18 protein-coding genes are annotated in these 22,604 nt (G+C 73.0%); 12 read left to right on the top strand and 6 right to left on the bottom strand.

Annotated features, from left to right (window positions below):
- Positions 1–54: 54 nt before the first annotated feature.
- On the bottom strand, positions 55–720 hold the full coding sequence (locus K8Z49_RS07615; protein WP_021599115.1) for an MBL fold metallo-hydrolase: 666 nt from the start codon (positions 718–720) through the stop codon (positions 55–57).
- Positions 721–917: 197 nt separating this feature from the next.
- Between K8Z49_RS07615 and K8Z49_RS07610 the strand changes: the two genes are divergently transcribed.
- From K8Z49_RS07610 to K8Z49_RS07600, 3 genes are all read left to right on the top strand, one after another.
- Complete coding sequence (locus K8Z49_RS07610; protein WP_412517892.1) at positions 918–1,406, top strand: hypothetical protein; 489 nt, start codon at positions 918–920, stop codon at positions 1,404–1,406.
- A 4-nt stretch (positions 1,407–1,410) separates the two neighbouring features.
- Entirely contained in the window at positions 1,411–5,250 is a 3,840-nt protein-coding gene (locus tag K8Z49_RS07605; RefSeq protein WP_412517891.1) for a tetratricopeptide repeat protein, read from the top strand.
- Between the two features lie 100 nt (positions 5,251–5,350).
- Positions 5,351–6,064 carry a Crp/Fnr family transcriptional regulator gene (locus K8Z49_RS07600; RefSeq protein ID WP_412517890.1) on the top strand — a complete coding sequence of 238 codons (714 nt, stop codon included), beginning with the start codon at positions 5,351–5,353 and terminating at the stop codon, positions 6,062–6,064.
- Here K8Z49_RS07600 and K8Z49_RS07595 read toward each other — a convergent pair.
- Positions 6,061–6,807: a maleylpyruvate isomerase family mycothiol-dependent enzyme gene (locus tag K8Z49_RS07595; RefSeq protein WP_075024201.1), complete on the bottom strand. Its 747-nt coding sequence runs from the start codon at positions 6,805–6,807 to the stop codon at positions 6,061–6,063. The genes K8Z49_RS07600 and K8Z49_RS07595 overlap by 4 nt on opposite strands.
- Before the next feature lie 69 nt (positions 6,808–6,876).
- Between K8Z49_RS07595 and K8Z49_RS07590 the strand changes: the two genes are divergently transcribed.
- The 4 genes from K8Z49_RS07590 to K8Z49_RS07575 all read left to right on the top strand — a co-directional run bounded on the left by K8Z49_RS07590 (position 6,877) and on the right by K8Z49_RS07575 (position 11,904).
- Positions 6,877–7,668, top strand: coding sequence for a hypothetical protein (locus tag K8Z49_RS07590; protein WP_218163882.1), 792 nt, complete (start codon positions 6,877–6,879; stop codon positions 7,666–7,668).
- A 299-nt stretch (positions 7,669–7,967) separates the two neighbouring features.
- Positions 7,968–10,802 (top strand): excinuclease ABC subunit UvrA, encoded by a 2,835-nt coding sequence (gene uvrA, locus K8Z49_RS07585; RefSeq protein ID WP_024935099.1) that lies wholly within the window; start codon positions 7,968–7,970, stop codon positions 10,800–10,802.
- A gap of 47 nt (positions 10,803–10,849) precedes the next feature.
- Positions 10,850–11,293: a Rieske (2Fe-2S) protein gene (locus K8Z49_RS07580; RefSeq protein ID WP_250370755.1), complete on the top strand. Its 444-nt coding sequence runs from the start codon at positions 10,850–10,852 to the stop codon at positions 11,291–11,293.
- A gap of 107 nt (positions 11,294–11,400) precedes the next feature.
- Positions 11,401–11,904, top strand: coding sequence for a Rieske (2Fe-2S) protein (locus K8Z49_RS07575; RefSeq protein WP_075024198.1), 504 nt, complete (start codon positions 11,401–11,403; stop codon positions 11,902–11,904).
- Here K8Z49_RS07575 and K8Z49_RS07570 read toward each other — a convergent pair.
- Entirely contained in the window at positions 11,891–13,111 is a 1,221-nt protein-coding gene (locus K8Z49_RS07570; RefSeq protein ID WP_412517889.1) for a mechanosensitive ion channel family protein, read from the bottom strand. The genes K8Z49_RS07575 and K8Z49_RS07570 overlap by 14 nt on opposite strands.
- 111 nt (positions 13,112–13,222) lie before the next feature.
- Here K8Z49_RS07570 and uvrC point away from each other — a divergent pair, with 111 nt between their 5' ends.
- From uvrC to whiA, 4 genes are all read left to right on the top strand, one after another.
- Positions 13,223–15,274: an excinuclease ABC subunit UvrC gene (gene uvrC / locus K8Z49_RS07565; RefSeq protein ID WP_412521009.1), complete on the top strand. Its 2,052-nt coding sequence runs from the start codon at positions 13,223–13,225 to the stop codon at positions 15,272–15,274.
- Positions 15,271–16,149 carry an RNase adapter RapZ gene (gene rapZ, locus K8Z49_RS07560; RefSeq protein ID WP_021595676.1) on the top strand — a complete coding sequence of 293 codons (879 nt, stop codon included), beginning with the start codon at positions 15,271–15,273 and terminating at the stop codon, positions 16,147–16,149. The genes uvrC and rapZ overlap by 4 nt, the downstream gene beginning before the upstream one ends.
- Before the next feature lie 52 nt (positions 16,150–16,201).
- Positions 16,202–17,167, top strand: a complete 966-nt coding sequence (locus tag K8Z49_RS07555) for a gluconeogenesis factor YvcK family protein (protein ID WP_033331494.1) — start codon at positions 16,202–16,204, stop codon at positions 17,165–17,167.
- A 61-nt stretch (positions 17,168–17,228) separates the two neighbouring features.
- A complete protein-coding gene (gene whiA, locus K8Z49_RS07550) occupies positions 17,229–18,209 on the top strand; it encodes a DNA-binding protein WhiA (protein ID WP_021595674.1) in 981 nt (326 codons plus the stop codon).
- 7 nt (positions 18,210–18,216) lie between these two features.
- On the opposite strand, the gene K8Z49_RS07545 is transcribed toward whiA, so the two are convergent.
- The 3 genes from K8Z49_RS07545 to K8Z49_RS07535 are packed head-to-tail and all read right to left on the bottom strand — an operon-like array spanning position 18,217 to position 21,387.
- Positions 18,217–19,413 carry a hypothetical protein gene (locus tag K8Z49_RS07545; protein ID WP_075024197.1) on the bottom strand — a complete coding sequence of 399 codons (1,197 nt, stop codon included), beginning with the start codon at positions 19,411–19,413 and terminating at the stop codon, positions 18,217–18,219.
- On the bottom strand, positions 19,403–20,674 hold the full coding sequence (locus K8Z49_RS07540; protein WP_111833649.1) for a hypothetical protein: 1,272 nt from the start codon (positions 20,672–20,674) through the stop codon (positions 19,403–19,405). The genes K8Z49_RS07545 and K8Z49_RS07540 overlap by 11 nt, the downstream gene beginning before the upstream one ends.
- On the bottom strand, positions 20,671–21,387 hold the full coding sequence (locus K8Z49_RS07535) for a hypothetical protein (protein WP_412517888.1): 717 nt from the start codon (positions 21,385–21,387) through the stop codon (positions 20,671–20,673). Before K8Z49_RS07535 ends, K8Z49_RS07540 begins: the two co-directional genes overlap by 4 nt.
- A gap of 172 nt (positions 21,388–21,559) precedes the next feature.
- Between K8Z49_RS07535 and gap the strand changes: the two genes are divergently transcribed.
- Entirely contained in the window at positions 21,560–22,564 is a 1,005-nt protein-coding gene (gene gap / locus K8Z49_RS07530; RefSeq protein WP_024935105.1) for a type I glyceraldehyde-3-phosphate dehydrogenase, read from the top strand.
- Positions 22,565–22,604: the final 40 nt, after the last annotated feature.

The raw sequence follows: 22,604 nt of genomic DNA, 5'->3' as shown, positions 1-22,604 counted from the left end.
TGTGTTGGGGCCAACGAACACCCCACACCGCTTGTTCCGTCCCGCGCCGGGGAGTCACCAGCCGCGGGCGCGCCACTCCGGGATCGACGGGCGCTCCCGGCCGAGCGTCGAGTCCTTGCCGTGGCCCGGGTAGAACCAGGTCGCGTCGGGGAGGCGGTCGAAGACGCGCTCCTCCACGTCCGACAGCAGCTGCTTGAACCGGGTGGGGTCGCCCCACGTGTTGCCGACGCCGCCGGGGAACAGGCTGTCGCCGGTGAACAGGTGCGGGCCGTCGGCCAGCTCGCCGCCGGCGTCGTACAGCAGCGCGATCGAGCCGGGCGTGTGGCCGCGCAGGTGGATGACGTCGAGGGACGCGCGCCCGACGGTGACGGTGTCGCCGTGCTCGACGGGCTCGGCGACCGGCTCGGGCAGGGCGCCGGCGTCGCGCGGGTTGGCGGCGACGGGCGCGCCGGTGGCGCGCACCACCTCGCTCAACGCCATCCAGTGGTCCTCGTGCCGGTGCGTGGTGACGATCCGCGCCAGCGGCCCGTCGCCGATCAGCTCAAGCAGCCGGGGCGCCTCGTTCGCCGCGTCGATGAGCAGCCGCTCCCCGGTGGCGGTGCAGCGCAGGATGTAGGCGTTGTTGTCGTATGGGCCGACCGCCACCTTCGTGACCGTCAGCCCGGGCAGCTCCCGGACGTCGGGACGCCCGCCGGTCTCCACGTTCCCGGTGTAGGTCATGGGGTCCTCCCGTCGGTGGTTCGGAGACCATCTTCCATCATCGGCGGGGGTGATCCCGCCGCGCGGGGACCCTGGAAACGGAAATGAGTCACCAGACGCAGCCGGAACGTGTGCTCGCGGACGGAAATTCTCTCCTTGCCACCGCACCATGGTGAATGGAAGATCAGGATCGACTCCGTGAGGACGGTGACGCCTTGGTGACCGCTTTCCGTCCCGGACCGGACAGGGAGACGCCGGAGGACCTCCTCGGGCACGCCTGCACGCTGGTCCGGCTGTGCGGCCGGGACTCCGCCATCGCCGCGGTGTTCCTCGCACTCGTGCTGGCCGGGACCGCCACCCGGCTCGCGGCCGGCGTGCCCGGCCTCCCCGCGCTGGCGCTGCTGCCGGTGCTGGCCGGCGCGTTCGCCGTCTCCGCCGGCCACGCCGTCCGGGCCCGCCGGACGCTGGTGGCGGTGCTCGGCGAGGTGCGCGGCCGCACCGGCTCGCCCCTCGACCCGGCCGTGCCGTGGACGCCGTTCGCCTCCGCGGTCGCGCTGGACGACCGGGTCCGCGACGCGGAGCTGCGCCGGCTGCTGTCGGCGGCCCACCGCTGCGGCGAGCTGTCCTGGCAGGCCGTCGCCTGGTCGGCGGCCACCGGCGTGCTGTTCCTGTTCTGGACGCTGGCGGCGGCGATGGCGGGAGGATGACCGGGTGATCGGCGACATCGCCGGCGGGGGGACGGGCCAGGGCGCCGCCCTGGACGTCCGGCCGGGCAGCTTCTGGGAGCGGCTGGCGCCCACCGACCGGCAGGCCCTGCGCGCCATGGGCCGGCGCACCGACATCCCGCCCGGCGGCATGCTGTGCCACCAGGGCTCGGTCGCGCCGGCCGTGTACGTGGTGTTCAAGGCGTCGCCGCGCGCGGCGAGCAACGCGGTCGCCAAGGAGTTCGTCGACTCCAGCGACGGCGACGAGTCGATCATCGATCTGTTCGGGGCGGGCGACCTGGTCGGCGTCCTCGGCCCCTGGGGGCACCCCCAGCGCGGCACGGTCGCCGCGCTCGACCACGTCACGGCGCTGCGCGTGGACCGCCGCAAGTTCCGCAGCCTGCTGGCGGCGAGCCCGCAGGTCGCCGAGGCGATGATGCACGCGATCTCCGAGAGCGTCACGTTCGGCGGCCGGCGGCACGCGGTGCGGGCGGCCGACCATCCGCAGCGGCTCGCCTACCACCTGCTGGAGCTGGCGCACCGGTTCGGCGAGCACCGTCCCGGGCAGGGGACGCGGATCCCGCTGAAGCTCAGCCAGGCGGAGCTGGCGAACTGGGCGGGGATCTCCCGCGAGACGCTGGTCCGCTGGTTCCGGCTGTGGCGGGCGCGGGGGATCCTCGACCGGCGGGCCCGCCCGCTGACCATCCTCGACGTCGAGCGGCTCCGCCGCGCCGCGAGCCCCTGGGGCGACGAGTGGCCCGTCACCGAGCCCGAGCGCGCCGCCGCCGAGGGCGGGCCGGAGGGGGCCGGCATCGCGGCGCACGAGCCGGTGCGCCTCGACCCCCCGGGCGGCCGGCCCGCCGTGCGGCTGCCCGCCGACAACCCGTACTTCGCCGGGCGGACGGTGAGCCTCGGCAAGCTCGACCTGCTCGTCGGCCAGTCGGTGTGGCCGCGCGCGGTGGTCGTCCAGGGCATGGCGGGGGTCGGGAAGACGACGCTCGCGCTGCACTGGGCGCACCGCGTCGTGGACCGCTTCCCCGACGGCGTCCTGTTCGCCGACCTGCGCGGCACGAGCGGCGGCCCGGTCACGCCCGCGGAGGCGATGGGCCAGGTGCTGCGCGCGGCGGGGGTGCCCGGCGACCAGCTCCCGCGCACCGAGTCGGAGCTGGCCGCGCAGTGCCGGTCGCTGCTGGGCGACCGCAGGATGCTGCTCATCCTCGACAACGCCGTCCGGCCCGAGCAGATCAGGCCGCTGCTCGCCGCGGTGTCGTCCGGGCTGGTGCTCGTCACCAGCCGGTGGCGGCTGCCCGCCCTGCTCGAAGGCGCCGACATCCGGACCCTGGAACTGGGGGAGATGGCGACGCAGGAGGCGGTCGACCTGATCTCCAACGTCCTCGGGCCGGGCGACGCCCGGGTCCGCGACGAGCACAAGGCGGTCGTGCGGCTCGCCCGCGAGTGCGGACACCTGCCGCTGGCGCTCGGCGTCATGGCCGGGCGGCTCGCCGAGAACCCCGGCGAGTCGATCGCCGGGACCGTCCGGGAGCTGGCCGCCCGGGACGTGCAGGGCGCCGCGCCGTACGGGACGGGCCTCGCGGGGGCCGGCCTGGGCGAGGGCGCGGCGCACGGCGCGTCCGGACCGGGCCTGAGCGCCGTCGTCAACCCGACCTTCGACGTCGCCTACCGGAGCCTGCGCCGCCACCAGCGGGAGGCGTTCCGCAGGCTCGGCCTCGTCGCCGGCCCCGACTTCACGCCCGCCGCGCTCGCCGCGCTGCAGGACCTGACGGTGGACGAGGCGCGCGAATGCCTGGAGGGGCTGCGGCAGGCGTACCTCGTCCAGGACGTCGGCCCCGGCCGGTACCGCATGCACGACCTGCTGCGCGAGTTCGCCCGCGAGCGCGGCCTCGGGGAGGACTCCGACGGCGAGCTGCAGGCGGCGCAGCGGCGGCTGCTGGCCGGGTACCTCGCCGAGGCGCGGCGGGCGGGCGCGGCCCTGCCCGGACGGCCGCGCCCGGCCGTGCACCGAGCCGAGGCCCGCGGCCGGCCGCCGGACGCGGCCGAGCGCGCGGCGGGCCTCGCCTGGTTCGAGGCCGAGCGCCGCAACCTGGTCGCGGCGGTGCACCAGGCCGCGCGGCTCGGCCTGCACCGGACCTGCTGGGAACTCGCCGACGCGCTGTTCGACTTCCAGGACTTCCGGCGCTACAGCGAGGACAACATCGCCGTCCACCAGGCGGGCCTGCACGCCGCCCGGACCGAGGAGGACTGGGCGGCGGCGGCCGTCATGCTGCACAACCTGGCGGTTGCGCACTTCGAGATGGGCAGCTCCGTCCAGGCCATCGGGTACGGGGAGGACGCGCGGCGGGGGTTCCGCGCGGTCGACCCGCCCGACCGGTACGGGGAGGCCGTCACGCTGGCCACCCTCGCCGACGTCCACGTGGTGCTGGGCCGCTACCTCACGTCGATCGACCATGCGCGGCGGTCCCTGGAGATCCACGAGGACCTGCGGGACGACGCGGGCGTGGCCAAGAGCCGCAGCACCCTCGCGCGCGCCCATCTGGGCCTCGGCGACTACGAGACGGCACTGGAACACGCCGCGCTGGCGCTCGACGTCCGCCGCCGGCTGAACGACCAGGCGGGCGTGGCCGAGACGCTGCTCACCGTGGCGGGGGTCCATCGCCGCCAGGGGAACGTCCACGAGGCGGTGTCGCACGCACTGGAAGCCCTGTACATCCGGCAGGAACTCGCCGACATGCACGGCGCGGCGCAGGCCCTGACGGAACTGGCCCGCATGAACGCCTCGCTCGGCCTGCGCGGAATGGCGCAGCAGGACGCCGAACAGGCACTCCGCACGTACCGGGCACTGGGCGCACGCCACGGGGAGGCGCGCGCGCTGACCACGCTGGGCATGCTGATGTGCGAGGCGACGAAGTTCGCGGAGGCCTTCACCTACTGCGGGCAGGCGCTCCGGCTGCACCGCGACATCAGCGACCGGCACGGCGAGGCCGAGGCGCTCGCGCAGATCGGGATCGTCCACTGGCGCCTCGGCCGGTACCGGGACGCGCGCGAGCACCTGCTCCGGGCGCTGGAGATCCGCCGCGAGATCGGCGACCAGCACGGCGAGGCCAACGACCTGGAGCACCTGTCGGTCGTGATGCGCCGCCTCGGCCGCCACCAGGAGGCGCTCGTGCTCGGCCTGGAGGCCCTCGACCTGTGGCACCAGCTCGGCGCGCAGGGCCGGATGGCCGGGACCCTCGGCAGCCTGGCCCGCACGTACTCGCGGCTCGGCCTGCCCGCCGAGGCCGAGCGCGCCGCGCGGCAGGCGCTCGGCATCCGCGAGTCCGGCGGCGACTGGTACGGCCTCGGCGTCGGCATGGACACCCTCGCCGCCGTCCTGCGCCGCGCCGGGCGGCACGAGGAGGCGCTGGAACGGGAGCTGGAGGCGCTGCGCCTGCTCGGCGAGGTCGGCGACCGGCACAGCGAGGCCACCGGCCTGGTCCACCTCGCCGCCATCCACCTCGACCTCGGGCACGCCGACGAGGCGCTGGAGACGGGCCGGCGCGGCCTCGACCTCGCCGCCGAGCTCGGCGCCGCCCGCGAGCAGGCGTACGCGCTGCACGCCATGGCCCGCGCGTCCCAGCTGATCGGCAAGCACGCCCGCGCGGTCGAGCACGTGAACGCCGAGATCGTCATCCGCCGCGACATGGACGACCAGCGGGGCCTGCGGCAGGCGCTGGAGCTGCTGCGCGACTCGCACCTCGCGCTCGGCGACCAGGCCGCGGCGGCGGACTGCGTCCGGCGCGTCCGCGCCCTCGACAACCTGCTGGAATCGGAAAGATCGCTCGACATGTGACGAACGACCTGGTCCATCGGCGCAGCGCCGCGTTCACTGGACCCGGCGGCCCCGATCATGGGTGACCCCTGCCCGGATCCGGTCCCGGTGAGGAGACGAGATGGAGATCACCAGCTTCTGGGACGCGCTGGCCCCGCCCGTCCGGGAGGAGCTGCGGCGGACGGGCGCGCCCGTGGTGATCAGGCCGGGCGCGTTCCTCATGCGCGAGCACACCCGCGCCTCCCAGGTCTTCGTGCTGCGCTCCGGGGCGGTCAGGGTCTGGGTGGACCGGCACGGCGAGATCGCCATCCTCGACGTCCTCGGCCCCGGCGACCTGGTCGGGGAGCTGGAGGCGGCGGACGGCGGCGTCCGGCACGCCAACGTCGAGGCGCTGACCCGCGTCGAGGCGCTCGTGCTGCCCGCCGCCCGGTTCCGGCGCGTCCTGGACGCCCACCCCGGCGCGGCGTGGGCCGTCGCCGCCGTCCTCGCCGAACGGCTCCGCGACTCCAACGAGCTGCGCGTCGCCCACTTCCCCGACGACCCGGGGCGCCGCCTCGCCGGCCGGCTCCTGCGGCTGGTCGCCCGGTTCGGCTCCCCGGCCAAGCAGGACGGTCCGGACGGCGTGGCCGAGGAGGCCGTGCACGTCCGGGTCCCCGTCTCCCAGCAGGACCTCGGCCGGTGGGCCGGCATGGGCCGCCGCAAGGTCGCGCAGCTGCTGGCCGCCGAGCCGGTCCGCGGCGGGCTGACCCTCACCCGGAGCGCGATCGTCGTCCGCTCGGTGGACGCCCTGCACCGCCTCGCCGGGCACGACTCCGACCAGAGGGACTTCGACTAGAGGCCCGCCGGCGCGTGCGGCCAAGGCGGCGGCACCGGCGGCGGCCCCTCCGGCCGGACGCTCACGCCCGCGCCGTCCGACCGGCCGCTCAGCCAGCCCAGCAGGGCCCGCCCCGACCCGGACGCCTCCGGCCCGCCGGGCGCCCAGCCGAGGTCGGCGGACTCCCCGGAGTCGGTCGCGGTGATCCGGTACCCGGCCAGCCCGCCGAGCAGCTCCTCCGGCAGCGCCGCCATGTCCGTCAGCGTGGCCGCCGCGGACCACCGGACGTAGGGCTCCGGCCAGTCGGCCGGCCCGTACCCGGCGGCGAGGTCGACATGGTGCGCCTCCACCTCGTTCCAGCGGCGGTACACCGAGTACCAGGCGGGGTGCCACCACCCCATCATCGACCGCACGGGAGCGTTCCAGGCGTCCTCCGGGAGCGTGCGCGCCTGTTCGGAGAAGCGGGCCGCCGTGGCCATGACGTCCTCGACCAGCTCGGCGCGGCCGCGTCCCGCGCCCGCGTCGAGATCGGCGTTGCGCGTGTCGATGCTCGGGTACTGCGGGATCTCCACGCCCGTCCGCGCCCATTCGAGCAGGTTCCACAGGGACTCGGCGTTCCGTGCGACGTGCGTGGCCACATGCCCGCGGCTCCACCCGGGCAGGGCCGAGGGGGCACGCATCTCCTCGTCGGAGAGCCTCTCCAGCGTCCCGACGACGGCCAGCACGCCCCGGTCCAGTTCGTCGAGCGCATCGCGCCAGTCCATGACCCCTCCTCAGCGAGACGGCCCTCCATCCTTTCGCACGGGCCCGGCCCGTGCCAGAGAGTGGTGATCATGGAGCTACCGATCTGCGTGACCTGCGGCGTCCAGTACGGGGGACCTCGCGCTGACTGCCCGATCTGCGAGGACGAGCGGCAGTACGTCGGCTGGGACGGCCAGAAATGGACGACGCTGGAGGAACTGCGCGCCGGCCACCGGGGCCGGGTCGCCGAGGAGGGGCCGGACGTCATCGGGATCGGCGCGGAGCCGTCCACCGCCATCGGCCAGCGCGCCCTGCTGGCGCGCACCCCGTCCGGCAACGTCCTGTGGGACATGATCACTTACATCGACGACGACCTGGTCCGCCAGGTGACCGAGCTCGGCGGCGTCTCGGCCGTCGCGGTCAGCCACCCGCACTTCTACGGCAGCATGATCGAGTGGGCGCACGCGTTCGACGCCCCCGTCTACATCCACGAGGCCGACCGCCAATGGGCGGCCCGCCCGGACGACTCGGTCGTCTACTGGACGGGCGACACCCACGAGCTGGCCGACGGCCTCACGCTGATCAACGCGGGCGTCCACTTCGACGGCGGCCAGGTCCTGCACTGGCGGGACGCCCGCGCGCTCTTCTCCGGCGACATCCTCACGGTCGTCAACGACCGCGACTGGGTGAGCTTCATGTACAGCTATCCGAACTTCATCCCGGAGCGTCCCCGCACCATCCGGCGTGCCCTGCGCCTGCTGGAGCCGTACGACTTCGACCGCGTCTACGGCGCCTGGTGGCGGAAGATCGTCCACACCGACGGCAAGAGCGCCGTCCGCCGCTCCGCCGACCGCTACCTGGACTTCGCGCTCGACGACGAGTGACTCGGCAGAGCGCCTCTGCGATCGCGGCCCGGTCCTGGCCCTCGTCCTGGACGCCCTCCGTGCCCGTTGAAGGTGCCCGCTGATGATGCTCGGGGTGTTCCGGTGGCGGGGGGTGTTCGAACACGTGTACGGTCGGAGTGCCGTCCGGACCTCTCGGGACGGACGGGTAGCTTCATGAAATGCAGCGGCGAGCGCCGCTGTTGAGGACTCGGGGGATTCTGTCGTACCCCGTGGCTAGCCTTGAGACCGACCTGTCTCTCCACACAGCCGCGCCCCAGAAGAGGAACCGGAAGTACACCGTGCATGACCGACTCATCGTGCGTGGAGCACGCGAGCACAACCTGAAGGACGTCTCGCTCGACCTCCCGCGGGACTCCATGATCGTGTTCACCGGTCTGTCGGGTTCCGGGAAGTCCAGCCTGGCCTTCGACACGATCTTCGCGGAGGGCCAGCGCCGGTACGTGGAGTCGCTGTCGGCCTACGCCCGGCAGTTCCTCGGCCAGATGGACAAGCCCGACGTCGACTTCATCGAGGGGCTGTCCCCGGCGGTGTCGATCGACCAGAAGTCGACCAGCAAGAACCCGCGGTCGACGGTCGGGACGATCACCGAGGTGTACGACTACCTGCGGCTGCTCTACGCCCGGATCGGGCACCCGCACTGCCCCGAGTGCGGCCGGCCGATCAGCCGGCAGGCGCCGCAGCAGATCGTCGACCGGGTGCTGGAGCTGGAGCCCGGCACCCGCTTCCAGGTCCTCGCGCCGGTGATCCGCGGGCGCAAGGGGGAGTACCTGGAGCTGTTCCGCGAGCTGCAGTCCAAGGGCTACTCGCGGGCGCTTGTCGACGGGCAGATGGTCCGCCTGGACGAGCCGCCCAAGCTCAAGAAGCAGGAGAAGCACGACATCTCCGTCGTGGTCGACCGGCTCTCGGTGAAGGACTCCGCCCGGCAGCGCCTCGCCGACTCGGTCGAGACGGCGCTGGGGCTCGCGGGCGGCACCATCGTTCTCGACTTCGTCGACCTGCCCGAGGACGACGAGCACCGCACCCGGATGTACTCCGAGCACCTCTACTGCCCCTACGACGACCTGTCGTTCGAGGAGCTGGAGCCCCGGTCGTTCTCGTTCAACTCGCCCTACGGCGCCTGCCCCGACTGCACCGGCCTCGGGACGCGGATGGAGGTCGACCCCGAGCTCGTCATCCCGGACGGCGAGCTGACCCTCGGCGAGGGCGCGATCCAGCCGTGGTCCAACGGGCACGTGAGCGACTACTTCCTGCGCCTGCTGTCCGCCCTCGGCGACGCGATGGGCTTCGACCTGAACACGCCGTGGGACAAGCTGCCCGCCAAGGCGCGCAAGGCCATCCTGAACGGGCACGAGACGCAGGTCCACGTCCGCTACAAGAACCGGTACGGGCGGACGAGGTCGTACTACACCGCGTACGAGGGCGTGATCCCCTACATCCAGAGGCGGCACGCCGAGTCCGAGAGCGACTCCAGCCGGGAGCGGTACGAGGGCTACATGCGGGAGATCCCCTGCCCGACGTGCGAGGGCGCCCGGCTCAAGCCGGTCGTGCTCGCCGTCACCATGGGCGGGCGGTCGATCGCCGAGGTCGCCGCGATGCCGATCGGCGAGGCCGCGAAGTTCCTGCTCGCGATGGAGCTGGGCGAGCGCGAGCGGCACATCGCCGAGCGCGTGCTCAAGGAGATCAACGCCAGGCTCGGCTTCCTGCTGGACGTCGGCCTCGACTACCTCACCCTCGACCGGGCGTCGGCGACGCTCGCCGGCGGCGAGGCCCAGCGCATCCGGCTGGCGACGCAGATCGGGTCCGGCCTGGTCGGCGTCCTCTACGTGCTGGACGAGCCGTCCATCGGCCTGCACCAGCGCGACAACCACCGGCTGCTGGAGACGCTGCTCCGGCTCCGCGACATGGGCAACACCCTGATCGTCGTCGAGCACGACGAGGACACCATCGCCTCCGCCGACTGGATCGTCGACATCGGCCCCCGCGCGGGCGAGCACGGCGGCGAGATCGTCGTGTCCGGCACGGTCGAGGACCTGAAGAAGTCCGAGCGCTCCCTGACCGGCGCCTACCTGGACGGGCGCCGCGAGATCGCCGTCCCGCAGATCCGCCGGCCCCGGACCAGGGGCCGGGAGGTCACCGTCAAGGGCGCCCAGCAGAACAACCTCCGCGACGTGGACGTCTCGTTCCCGCTCGGCGTGCTCACCGCCGTGACCGGAGTGTCGGGGTCCGGCAAGTCGACGCTGGTCAACGACATCCTCTACAGCGCGCTGGCGAAGAAGCTGAACGGGGCGAAGACCGTCCCCGGCAAGCACAAGCGCGTCAACGGCGTCGACCAGCTCGACAAGGTCGTGCACGTCGACCAGTCGCCGATCGGCCGCACCCCGCGGTCCAATCCGGCGACCTACACCGGCGTCTTCGACCACATCCGAAAGCTGTTCGCGCAGACCACCGAGGCGAAGGTGCGCGGCTACCAGCCGGGCCGGTTCTCCTTCAACGTCAAGGGCGGCCGCTGCGAGAACTGCTCCGGCGACGGCACCATCAAGATCGAGATGAACTTCCTGCCGGACGTCTACGTCCCGTGCGAGGTCTGCCACGGCGCCCGGTACAACCGGGAGACCCTGGAGGTCCACTACAAGGGCAAGACGATCTCCGAGGTGCTCGACATGCCGATCGAGCAGGCCACCGGGTTCTTCGAGCCGATCAAGGCGATCCACCGGCACCTGAAGACCCTCAACGACGTCGGCCTCGGCTACGTCCGGCTCGGCCAGCCCGCCCCCACCCTGTCCGGCGGCGAGGCGCAGCGCGTCAAGCTGGCCTCGGAGCTGCAGAAGCGCTCCACGGGGCGCACCATCTACGTCCTGGACGAGCCGACCACCGGCCTGCACTTCGAGGACATCCGCAAGCTCCTCGGCGTCCTGAACGGGCTGGTCGACAAGGGCAACACGGTGATCGTCATCGAGCACAACCTGGACGTCATCAAGACCGCCGACTGGATCATCGACATGGGTCCCGAAGGCGGCTCGCGCGGCGGCACCGTCGTCGCCACCGGCACGCCCGAGGACGTGGCCGCGGTGGAGGCGAGCCACACCGGCCAGTTCCTCAAGAAGATCCTCTGACCCCTCCCCGCGCGGGGCGCCCGTGGGCCGTCCACCAAGATGGGACCATGGGAGACGATGTGACGCCCGGGGTCGAGCGCGCCTCCGGCGAGCGGGGGATCGGACGGCGGGCCGTGCTGTGCGGCGGGGCCGGTGCGGCCGGTGCGGCCGTGCTCGCCGGCTGCGCCGGGGGAGGCGGGGCGACGCCCGCCGCCGACCTGAAGGGCGAGGAGATCGCGAAGGCCGCCGACATCCCGGTCGGCGGCGGGAAGGTCTACGGGGACCGCAAGGTCGTCGTGACGCAGCCGACCCAGGGCGCCTTCAAGGCGTTCACGGCGGTGTGCACGCACCAGGGGTGCACCGTGGGCGGCGTCGCCGGCGGGCTGATCAACTGCCCGTGCCACGGCAGCGAGTTCGCCATCGCGGACGGATCGGTGCGGCGCGGCCCGGCAAAGGAGCCGCTCAAGGAGTATCCGGTGCAGGTCAAGGGCGGTGCCGTCGTCGTCACCTGACCGCCCGCGTACATGAGAATTTGGTTTCGCTTTGAACCACCTTGGTCGCGCATCCGTGCTTCCTGGTGACGGACAGATACCGACGAACATGTCACCGGAGGGCGAGAATGCCACAGAGGTCCGAGACGCAGGCGGACGAATCGGAGCAGCAGCCGGGGGAGGCGCCGGCCGCGGGCGGGACCCGCAGAGGCCTGCTCATCGGTGCCGGGCTCGCGGGCGTGGCCGGGCTGGCGGCGGCGTGCGGCGGGTCCGGCGGCGACGATGACGCGGGCGGCTCCGGCGGCGACTCGGGCGGCTCGGGCGGCGGCTCGGGCGGGTCCGGCGGTGGCGCGCTGGCGGCGGCGAGCGAGATCCCGGTCGGCGGCGGCAAGGTCTTCGAGGACGCCAAGGTCGTCGTGTGCCAGCCCCGGCAGGGCGAGTTCAAGGCGTTCTCCGCCGCCTGCACCCACCGCGGGTGCAGCGTCGGGTCGGTGTCCGGCGGCACGATCAACTGCCCGTGCCACGGCAGCAAGTTCAAGATCGACGACGGGTCGGTGGTGGCCCCGCCCGCGGACAAGCCCCTGGAGGAGAAGAAGATCACCGTCCAGGGGGACCAGATCATGCTCGCCTGAGCGTCTCCGCGTGCGCCGGGCCGTCCTCGCGCGGGACGGCCCGCGCGCCGTCGGCGTGCCGTCCCTCCGCGACGGCGCCGTCCGCCGGCGGCCCGGCGGGCCCGGCGGGCTGCGCGGGTTCCGCGCCGTCCGCGACGGGGTCGGGGCCGACGCGGAACCGGGGGAGGGCCTCCGGGTGATGGTCGCGGACATAGGAGACGAGGTGCTCCCGCACGTCGCAGCGCAGGTCCCAGGTGCTGGCCGAGTCGGCGGCGCTCATCAGCGCCCGGAGCCTGACGACGCCGTTCGGCAGGACGTCCACCACCTGCAGCATCCACTCCCGGCGGTCCCACAGCGGGTTCTCCTGCAGCGCCTTGTACAGTTCGGCGCGCAGTTCCTCGACCGGGACCGTCCAGTCCACGTGCAGTTCCACCGAGCCGAGGAGCCGGCTGGAGTGGCGCGTCCAGTTCTCGAACGGCTGCTCGGTGAAGTGCGACACCGGGAAGATCATCCGCCGGTCGTCCCAGAGCTGGAGCACCACGTACGACAGCGTCAGCTCCTCGACCCGCCCCCAGATGTCCTGCGTGACGACGACGTCGTCCAGCCGCAGCGCGTCGCTGAACGCCAGCTGCAGCCCGGCGAGCAGGTTGCCGAGCGTCGGCCGCGCCGCGATGCCGACGACCAGTCCGGCGACGCCCGCCGACGCCAGCACCCCGGCGCCGACCGCTCGCACGGCCGGGAAGGTGAACAGGGCCGCGCCGACCGCGAGGACCACGATGATCATCGCGGTGATGCGGCGCAGCAGCAGCATCTGCGTGCGGGCCCGCCTGGCCCGCCGGTTGCGCTCTCCCTCGATGCGCATCAGCCGCGCCAGCGGCGGGTCGCTCAGCGCGTAGGCGATGCGCAGCACCAGCCAGGTGGTCGCGCCGATGGCCGCGATCCGCAGCGCGTGCCGGACGGCGCCCTCGGCCTGGCCGTCGACGAGCTGGTACGGCATCGCGGCGCTGGAGCTCACCACCGCCGCGAAGGCGAACGCCGGCGCGGCGCAGCGGCGGGCGACGCGTCCGGCGCCGGGCCAGCGCGCCGACAGCCGGCCCGCGAGCAGCCGCCGGCCTCCTTCCACGATGATCACGGACGTGGCGACGACGGCCGCCAGGACGATCCATGCCCAGAGGGCGGACATCTGCGGAACGACCCCCTTCCCGTGCTGCCGGGGAACGATGCTCAACCTGCGTCTGACCTTCCCTTTCCGCGTACTTTGCGGTCATCCGGCATTAAACGGGAGATCTACATCACTCCCCGACGTACGGCGACAGAACGGGCGCGCACCGGCGCACGCCTGTCGGTACGGCCCATTAGGCTTCTGAACGTGGCAGATCCGGCGACCTACCGACCCGCACCGGGCTCCATCCCTGAATCCCCCGGGGTGTACCGATTCCGGGATGAGCACGGCCGGGTCATCTACGTGGGCAAGGCGAAGAACCTGCGCTCGCGCCTGAACTCCTACTTCGCCGACTTCTCCGCGCTGCACCCCCGAACCCAGACGATGGTGCAGACGGCCGCGAGGGTCGACTGGACGGTCGTCGGCACCGAGGTCGAGGCCCTCCAGCTGGAGTACTCCTGGATCAAGGAGTTCGACCCCCGGTTCAACGTCCGCTACCGCGACGACAAGTCGTACCCGTATCTCGCCGTCACCCTGAACGAGGAGTTCCCGAGGGTGATGGTGATGCGGGGCGCCAAGCGGAAGGGCGTGCGCTACTTCGGGCCGTACTCCCACGCGTGGGCGATCCGGGAGACGGTCGACCAGCTGCTGCGCGTGTTCCCCGTCCGGACGTGCAGCGCCGGGGTGTTCAAGCGCCAGCACCAGCTCGACCGCCCCTGCCTGCTCGGCTACATCGGCAAGTGCTCCGCGCCGTGCGTGGGCCGCGTCTCCCCGGAGGAGCACCGCCTGCTCGCCGAGGACTTCTGCGACTTCATGGCGGGCACCACCTCCCGCTTCATCAAGCGCCTCGAACGCGACATGCGCGAGGCCGCCGCGGCCCAGGAGTACGAGCGCGCCGCCCGCCTGCGCGACGACATCCGCGCCCTGGAGCGCGCCCTGGAGAAGCAGACGGTCGTCCTGCCCGACCGCACCGACTGCGACATGATCGCCTTCGCCGAGGACGAGCTGGAGGCGGCCGTCCAGGTCTTCTACGTGCGCGGCGGCCGCATCCGCGGGCAGCGCGGGTGGGTCGTCGACAAGGTCGAGGACGTCACCACCTCCGACCTCGTCGAGCACTTCCTCATCCAGGTCTACGGCGAGAGCGAGTCGGTGCCCCGCGAGGTCTTCGTGCCGGCCCTGCCGCCGGAGGAGGACGCCATGACCGAGCTGCTGTCCGAGCAGCGCGGCGGGCCCGTCCGGCTGCGCGTCCCGCAGCGGGGCGACAAGAAGACGTTGCTGGAGACGGTCGCCCGCAACGCCCACGAGGCGCTCAAGCAGCACAAGACGCGCCGCGCGTCCGACCTCACCACCCGCAGCCGCGCCCTCCAGGAGATCCAGGACGCCCTGGAGCTGGACGACGCGCCCCTGCGCATCGAGTGCTACGACGTCTCCAACCTCCAGGGCACCAACGTGGTCGCGTCCATGGTCGTGTTCGAGGACGGCCTGGCCCGCAAGAGCGAGTACCGCCGCTTCACGATCAAGGCCGTGGAGGGGCAGGACGACGTCCGGTCCATCCACGAGGTCATCACCCGCCGGTTCCGCCGCTACCTCGCCGAGAGCGAGAAGACGGGCGAGCTGGACACGCTCGGCGATCCCTCGGAGGCGGCCGCCGAGGCGGCCGAGGGCGGCTCCCCGGAGAGCGAGGCGGACGAGGGCGCGCACCAGCCGATCGACCCGGAGACGGGCCGGCCGCGCAAGTTCGCCTACCCGCCCAACCTGGTGATCGTCGACGGCGGCCCGCCGCAGGTCGCCGCCGCGCAGCGCGCCCTCGACGAGCTGGGCGTCGACGACATCGCGGTCTGCGGGATCGCCAAGCGGCTCGAAGAGATCTGGCTGCCCGGCGAGGCCGACCCCGTCGTCCTGCCGCGCAACAGCGAGGGCATGTTCCTCGTCCAGCGGGTACGCGACGAGGCGCACCGGTTCGCCATCACCTTCCACCGGCAGCGGCGGTCGAAGTCCATGACGGTCAGCGAACTCGATAACGTTCCTGGTCTGGGCCCGGCGCGGCGCGCGGCGCTGCTGAAGCACTTCGGCTCGCTCAAGCGGCTGAAGGACGCGACGCCCGAGCAGGTCGCCGAGGTCCCGGGCATCGGCATGCGCAGCGCCGAGAGCATCGTCGCGGCGCTGCACGGCGGCGCCGTCCCGGCGGGCGGCGCGGGCGACGGGGAGCACAGGGGGAGACGGTCATGACGAGCGAGACGAAGATCCCGGACATCGTGATAGTCACCGGCATGTCCGGGGCGGGCCGCAGCACCGCGGCCAAGTCCCTGGAGGACCTCGACTGGTTCGTGGTCGACAACCTGCCGCCGGGACTGCTCGCCACGATGGCCGACCTCGGCGGCCGGGTGAAGGACGCGGTGCCGCGCATCGCCGTGGTCGTCGACGTCCGCAGCCGCGCGTTCACCGAGGACCTGCACTCCTCGATCGCCGAGCTGGAGGCGCGCGGCGTCCACCCGCGGGTGGTGTTCCTGGAGGCCGGCGACGCCGACCTCGTGCGCCGTTTCGAGAGCGTCCGCCGCCCGCACCCCTTGCAGGGCGACGGGCGCCTGGTGGACGGCATCGCCCGCGAGCGCGAGCTCGTCCGCGAGGTCCGCGCCGAGGCCGACCTGGTCATCGACACCAGCGGCCTGAACGTGCACGAGCTGCGCAACAAGATCATCGGGTTCTTCGGCAACGACACCGGCGAGTCCAGCCTGCGCGCGACCGTCGTGTCGTTCGGCTACAAGTACGGCCTGCCCGTCGACGCCGACCTGGTGGTCGACTGCCGGTTCCTGCCGAACCCGCACTGGGTGCCGGAGCTGCGGCCGAAGACGGGCCGCGACGCCGCCGTCCGCGACTACGTCCTCGGGCAGCGCGGCGCCAAGGAGTTCCTGGACGCCTACTCCGAGGTGCTGCGGCTCCTCGCCGACGGCTACGAGCGCGAGGGCAAGCACTACGTGACCCTCGCCGTGGGATGCACGGGCGGAAAACACCGTAGTGTGGCCATGGCGGAACAGATCGCCGCCCGGCTGCGGGACGAGGGCCTCGAGGTGCAGGTCGCCCATCGTGACCTCGGCCGCGAGTGACAGCCCGCGCCGGGCCCCGGCGGGGCTCCCGGACGAGGAGAGAAACGGCACGGTGAAGCCGCCAGGCCCGAAGGTCGTCGCGCTCGGCGGGGGCCACGGCCTCTACGCCTCGCTGTCGGCGCTGCGCCGCGTCACCGACCGGCTGACGGCGATCGTCACCGTCGCCGACGACGGCGGCTCCAGCGGACGGCTCCGCCGCGAACTCGGCGTGCTGCCGCCCGGCGACCTGCGGATGGCGCTCGCCGCCCTGTGCGGCGACGACGAATGGGGGCAGACCTGGCGGGACGTGGTCCAGCACCGCTTCCGCAGCCAGGGCGACCTGCAGGACCACGCCGTCGGCAACCTCCTCATCGTCGCGCTGTGGGAACTGCTCGGCGGCGACGCCGCGCCCGGCTCCACCGTCGCCGGCCTCGACTGGGTCGGCCGCCTGCTCGGCGCGCACGGCCGCGTCCTGCCGATGGCCGCCGTGCCGATGGACATCGTCGCCGACGTGCGCGGCGCCGACCCGTCCCGCCCCGACGAGATCACCCACGTCAAGGGGCAGGTGGCCTGCGCGAAGACGCCCGGCAGCGTGCTCGGGGTGTCGCTCGTGCCCGCCGACCCGCCCGCCTGCCCGGAGGCGCTCGCCGCCGTCGACGACGCCGACTGGATCGTGTTCGGGCCCGGCTCCTGGTTCACCAGCGTCCTGCCGCACCTCAAGGTGCCCGCGCTGGCCCGCGCCCTCACCACCTCCCGCGCCCGCCGCGCCGTCGCGCTGAACCTCGCGCCGCAGCCCGGCGAGACCGACGACTTCTCACCGCAGACCCACCTGGAGGTCTTGCAGGCGCACGCGCCGGACCTTCGTGTGGACGTCGTCCTCGCCGACCGCGGCGTGGTGGACGACACCGCGGCGCTCGACAAGGCCGTCCAGGACCTCGGCGGGCGCCTCGTCCTCGCCGACGTCGCCGCCGACGACGGCTCGCCGCGTCATGAACCCGCCCGCCTGGCCCAAGCCTTCGTACAGATATTCGCCGAGTGACGACCGGCGCGGCCGTCATCGGCCAGACTGCTGGAAGTCCGATAGGGGGAGGGTTCATCAGATGGCGATGACCGGTGTGGTCAAGGACGAGCTGAGCAGGCTCACGGTGCTGAAGCCGTGCTGCCGCAAGGCCGAGGTCTCGACGCTGCTGCGGTTCGCGGGCGGCCTGCACCTGGTCAGCGGCCGCATCGTGATCGAGGCCGAGATCGACACCGGGGTCGCGGCCCGGCGCCTGATCAAGGACATCGCGGAGGTGTTCGGGCACACCTCCGAGGTCGTCGTCCTCGCGCCGAGCGGCCTGCGCAAGGGCAACCGCTACGTGGTCCGCGTCTTCCGGGACGGCGAGTCGCTGGCCCGCCAGACCGGCCTCATCGACAACAACGGCCGCCCCGTCCGGGGCCTGCCCCGGCACGTGGTCGCGGGTGCCGCCTGCGACGCCGAGTCGGCCTGGCGCGGCGCCTTCCTCGCGCACGGCTCCCTCACCGAACCGGGCCGGTCCATGTCCCTCGAAGTGACCTGCCCGGGCCCGGAGGCCGCGCTCGCCCTCGTGGGCGCCGCCCGCCGCCTGAAGATCCACGCCAAGGCCCGCGAGGTCCGCGGCGTCGACCGCGTCGTCGTCCGCGACGGCGACGCCATCAGCGCCCTGCTCACCCGGCTCGGCGCGCACGACAGCGTCCTCGCCTGGGAGGAGCGCCGCATGCGCCGCGAGGTCCGCGCCACCGCCAACCGCCTCGCGAACTTCGACGACGCCAACCTCCGCCGCTCCGCCCGCGCCGCCGTCGCCGCCGGCGCCCGCGTCGCCCGCGCCCTGGAGATCCTCGGCGACGACGCCCCCGAGCACCTCGTCAACGCCGGCCGCCTCCGCCTGGAGCACAAGCAGGCGTCCCTGGAGGAACTCGGCCAGCTCGCCGACCCGCCCCTCACCAAGGACGCCATCGCCGGCCGCATCCGCCGCCTCCTCGCCATGGCCGACAAGCGCGCCGGCGACCAGGGCATCCCCGGCACCGAGGCCAACCTCACCGCGGACATGCTGGCGCCGTAGGTCCGGGTCAGTCGCCTCTGAGGATCCGGGGGATCAGGTCTTCGCGGAGCTGGCCGTAGCCGGTCTCGGCCCAGACGCTCTGGGCGGGGTCGGCCTCGTAGTAGGGGACCTTGCGGCCGTCGCGGCGGTCGGTGAGGACGTCGGGGGTCTGCTTTTCGCGGGTGGCGCGGGCGCACGGGCGGCAGGTCTGGACGCGGAGGCGCTCGCGGGAGCCGACGGGGCGCCAGTCGAGCTTGTTCGTGGCGTCGCCGTGGAGGGGGTTGAAGAAGCACAGGGGGACCGGCGGGATCTCCGGCTTGCCGTTCGCCAGGGACCGGGCGGAGGCGAGCGCGTCCCGGCCCTGGTCGAGCAGGACGAGGACGCCGGCCAGGTCGGGGACGCCTTCCGCGGCGTCGAGGGTCTTCCCGGCGGCCTGGTAGGCGTCCAGGGCCGTGGCCATCAGGGTGCGGGTCCGCTCGTCGGTGGTGGGGACGGTGGTCTCGTCCAGAAGCTCGCCGAACGCGATGACCTCGCGGGAGGCCTGCTCGCGGAGCTGGTCCTCCGTGGCGCGGTTCGCCGTGGCGAACACCGTGCGCGGCATGAGAAGGCCTTCGGCCTCGCGGCGGACGGACGGCATGCGGCGGCGGCGCCACAGGAGGAAGCCGCCGACGCCGAGGACGGCCAAGCCGGCCACCCCCGCGCCGAGCGGGACGAGTGAGCCGTCGCCCTCCTCCTCGGCTGCCTCGGGTCGCGTGCTGCGGCGTGCGTTGACGCGCTTGTCGAGCTCGTCGGAGAGGCGGTCGTACTCCCGTGCGGCGGTGCCGGAGATGAGCAGGTCGAGGGCGCGGCCGAGCTTCGCCGCGAGCGGCGCGTCGTCCATGGCGCGGTCGATGGTGACGGCGCCGGTGGCGTCCCGGGCGCTGTGGTCGCCGCCCCACTCCCGGGCCGTCAGGTTCTCGGTGTCGTCGTCGAAGGTGATGAAGACGCCGTCGCGGCCGAGGCGGTCGTGGACGACGGTCGCGAGCTGGTCGGCGTCCGTCCACGTGCCGCCCTTGACCATGGGGACCAGCACGATGAAGACCCGGGTCGGCGCCTTCCTCAGCTTGGAGAGGAGCCTGCGGCGCTCCGCCGCGGGGAGCGCGGAGGCGAGGGACGGGTCGACGTGGATCGGGGAGCGGCGGAGGGACGCGGCCAGCCGCTCGCCAGGGGACGGTTCAGTCAACACCGAGGTACCTCATCACACGGGGGAGGAAGTTCTTGCCGCGGCTGCCCCACGCCGTGTCCTGCCACACTCCGGGGACGAGGGTGTGGGGGCGGCGGCCGTCCGGGCCGGGGATCTTGAGGAGGTGCTGCTCGCCGAGGCCGTACCGCTTGTCGAACTCGTGGCAGTTCCTGCAGAGCGGGCATTCCCGGGGCAGGCCGTGCTCCTCCAGCTTCCGGACGCGCTTGCGGAGGGCGGATTCCCCGTGGAGGGGGTTGACCAGGCACGGCGAGGGCGGGGACGCGAGGTCCCGGTCGAGCGCGAGGCGACCCTGCCGGGCGAGGACGATGGCGCCGACCAGGTCGATCGCCTTGTCCTGGTCGTCCTTGGCGTCGTCGTAGAGGATCTGTGCGGCGTCGTAGGCGGAGACGGCGTAGCGGCGCCCGCGCCCCTCGTCCGTGGCGGCGAGCAGGCGGTTCAGCCGCGCCACCTCCTTGGCCGCCTCGCGCCGGAGGCGGCGCATGCTCGGGGTGCGGCTCGCCCAGGAACGGCGCCGGACCTCGGTCCCCTCGCGGCGGCGGCCGAGGAGGGCGAGGACGCCGATGCCGAGCCAGTACAGGACCGCGGCGCCGGCCGGGCCGGCGAGGAGGAGGCCGGTCAGGAGCGGAGCCTGGATCTCGGGGTCGGCCGGCGTCAGCTCGTTCTCCTTCCCGAACGGGTCGGGGGTGGAGTACAGCTCCGGCGTTTCCGGCGACGCCGTGGGCGCCGTGGCGTAACCGTCCAGGCGCTGGGAGATCCGGTCCGCGAGCCCGGTGAACGGGCGTTCGGGGTCGGCCGGCTCGTAGCCGCCCGGATCGTCCTCGTCCAGGGAGGAGTAGGGGAGCCGGCGGGGGACGCGGAAGGCCACCGACTCCAGGTATCCGCGCCCGTTGACCATCAGGTAGAGCCCGTCGCGGCCCGAACGGTCGTGGAGCATGTGCAGGAACGCCCTGTCGCGGCCCTGCGACTCCGATTCGCTCGGGTTCGGGATCACCACGACGTACACCGGCGTGCCGATCAGCTTCGCGGTCCTGCCGATGGCCGCGTGGAGCCGTGCGCGGTCGGGCCCGCCGAGCGCCGCGGAGACGTCCGGGTCGACGAACAGCGGGTCCTTGGCGAGCGCCGCACCGACCCGGTCCAGCCGGTGGTAGGCGTGCGGCGGTTCCTCCGCGAAGGCGGCGGACGGCCGCGCGGCGGGCCACGCGGCGAGGACGATGGCGGCGAGCAGAAGGCAGATCCGTCTCATCGGCGCCCCTTCGCCGGTGTCTTCTTCTTCTTCTTCGGTTTCGCGCGGCGGACGCGGTGGCCGATGAGCAGGGCGAGGATGGTCCCTCCGCTGAGGGCCGTCCCGGCACTGAACACGCCCCATTCGATGTAGGCCGCGCGCCGGTCGGCCGCGTCGTCGGCGTCCAGCGCCTTCCTGACTTCGGACTCGGGCCTCGGACGCGGATGGTCGCGGCGTTCTCTGGCCCGGCCCGACAGGGCGATCTCCACGAACCGCTCGATCATCTCGGCCGCGCTCGCGTCATAGGGGAGCTCGAACTTCGCGGCCCACCAGGCGTCGTCGACCGCGAGCCGCCGTCCCCCGCCGAACTGCCGCGCCTCGCCGTAGCCGCTGGACGGAGAGACCACGATGTACACGCCGTCCTTGCGCAGCCGGTCCCGGAGCAGGGACACCAGGGAGTCGGTGGGGTCGTCCTCCCCCAGCCCGGAGGTGGGCGTCACCGCCACGTACGCGGGGACGCCGAGCCGCGCGACGGACGCCTTTATCCGTGCGGCCGCGTCGGCGGGCAGGCCGCGCGGGGCGTGGTCGGTCACGTAGACGGGATCGCGGCGGAGCGCGGCGGCGATGTGGTCCGCCCTGCTCACCGGCTTGGCGGGCTTCGGCGCCGCCGAAGCGGCAGGAGCCAACATCGCCCCCACAAGTCCCACGAACAGGACGAAGCACCCGCGCCACATGGTCGGGGAGTGTAGTGATGATCGTGCCCGATCCCCCCATCGGGGGAGCGGTGGATCACCCTGGAATCCCACGCGACCGGTGTCGGGCTACCCGTGGGTCATTGGATAGGGTCTGAGGTGGGGGAGAACCCCGGATCGACAGTAGCTGACGATGTACGAGGAGAGCCGTTCCGTGACCATCCGAGTAGGCATCAACGGGTTCGGCCGGATCGGCCGTAACTTCTACCGCGCGGTGAAGGCGTCCGGGGCCGACATCGAGGTCGTGGCGGTCAACGACCTGACGGACAACGCCACGCTGGCCCAGCTGCTCAAGTACGACAGCATTCTCGGCCGTTTCCCCGAGGACGTGCGCGCCACCTCCGACGAGATCGTCGTCGGCGGCAAGGCGATCAAGGCGTTCGAGGAGCGCGACCCAGCGAACCTCAAGTGGAGCGACGTCGGCGCCGACGTCGTCGTGGAGTCCACCGGCTTCTTCACCGACGCCACCAAGGCCAAGGTGCACGCCGACAACGGCGCCCAGAAGGTGATCATCTCCGCGCCGGCCAAGAACGAGGACCTCACCGTCGTCCTCGGCGTGAACGAGGACAAGTACGACCCGGCGAACCACACGGTGATCTCCAACGCGTCCTGCACCACCAACTGCCTGGCCCCGCTGGCGAAGGTCCTGCACGACAGCTTCGTCATCGAGAAGGGCCTCATGACGACGATCCACGCCTACACGCAGGACCAGAACCTGCAGGACGCGCCGCACAAGGACCTGCGCCGCGCCCGCGCCGCCGCGCTGAACGTCGTGCCGACCTCCACCGGCGCCGCCAAGGCGATCGGCTTGGTGCTGCCCGAGCTGAACGGCAAGCTGGACGGCTACGCGCTGCGCGTCCCGGTGCCGACCGGCTCCGCCACCGACCTCACCGCCACGCTGTCCCGCGAGGTGACGGCGGAGGAGGTCAACGAGGCGTTCAAGGCCGCCGCCGAGGGCCCGCTGAAGGGCTACCTCACCTACACCGAGGACCCGATCGTCTCCAGCGACATCGTCACCGACCCGGCGTCCTGCATCTTCGACTCCGGGCTGACCAAGGTCATCGGCGACCAGGTGAAGGTCGTCGGCTGGTACGACAACGAGTGGGGCTACTCCAACCGCCTCGTCGACCTCGTCAAGCTCGTCGGCGCGTCGCTGTAATCGACCGCCACCCGCGCCGTGGCCGCGCACGAACCCGCGG

This window comes from Actinomadura madurae (assembly GCF_047130825.1).
In the GTDB taxonomy this organism is placed as follows: Bacteria; Actinomycetota; Actinomycetes; order Streptosporangiales; family Streptosporangiaceae; genus Spirillospora; species Spirillospora madurae.
Note: the sequence above shows the minus strand (reverse complement) of the source record. Positions and strands in the feature narration are given on the sequence as shown.

What these genes read in the sequence shown, in the direction of transcription:
- K8Z49_RS07615 (WP_021599115.1), bottom strand. Translation starts at nt 720, where the DNA reads ATGACCTACACCGGGAACGTGGAGACCGGCGGGCGTCCCGACGTCCGG.
- K8Z49_RS07600 (WP_412517890.1), top strand. Translation starts at nt 5,351, where the DNA reads ATGGAGATCACCAGCTTCTGGGACGCGCTGGCCCCGCCCGTCCGGGAG.
- K8Z49_RS07595 (WP_075024201.1), bottom strand. Translation starts at nt 6,807, where the DNA reads ATGGACTGGCGCGATGCGCTCGACGAACTGGACCGGGGCGTGCTGGCC.
- K8Z49_RS07590 (WP_218163882.1), top strand. Translation starts at nt 6,877, where the DNA reads ATGGAGCTACCGATCTGCGTGACCTGCGGCGTCCAGTACGGGGGACCT.
- K8Z49_RS07580 (WP_250370755.1), top strand. Translation starts at nt 10,850, where the DNA reads ATGGGAGACGATGTGACGCCCGGGGTCGAGCGCGCCTCCGGCGAGCGG.
- K8Z49_RS07575 (WP_075024198.1), top strand. Translation starts at nt 11,401, where the DNA reads ATGCCACAGAGGTCCGAGACGCAGGCGGACGAATCGGAGCAGCAGCCG.
- rapZ (WP_021595676.1), top strand. Translation starts at nt 15,271, where the DNA reads ATGACGAGCGAGACGAAGATCCCGGACATCGTGATAGTCACCGGCATG.
- whiA (WP_021595674.1), top strand. Translation starts at nt 17,229, where the DNA reads ATGGCGATGACCGGTGTGGTCAAGGACGAGCTGAGCAGGCTCACGGTG.
- K8Z49_RS07540 (WP_111833649.1), bottom strand. Translation starts at nt 20,674, where the DNA reads ATGAGACGGATCTGCCTTCTGCTCGCCGCCATCGTCCTCGCCGCGTGG.
- K8Z49_RS07535 (WP_412517888.1), bottom strand. Translation starts at nt 21,387, where the DNA reads ATGTGGCGCGGGTGCTTCGTCCTGTTCGTGGGACTTGTGGGGGCGATG.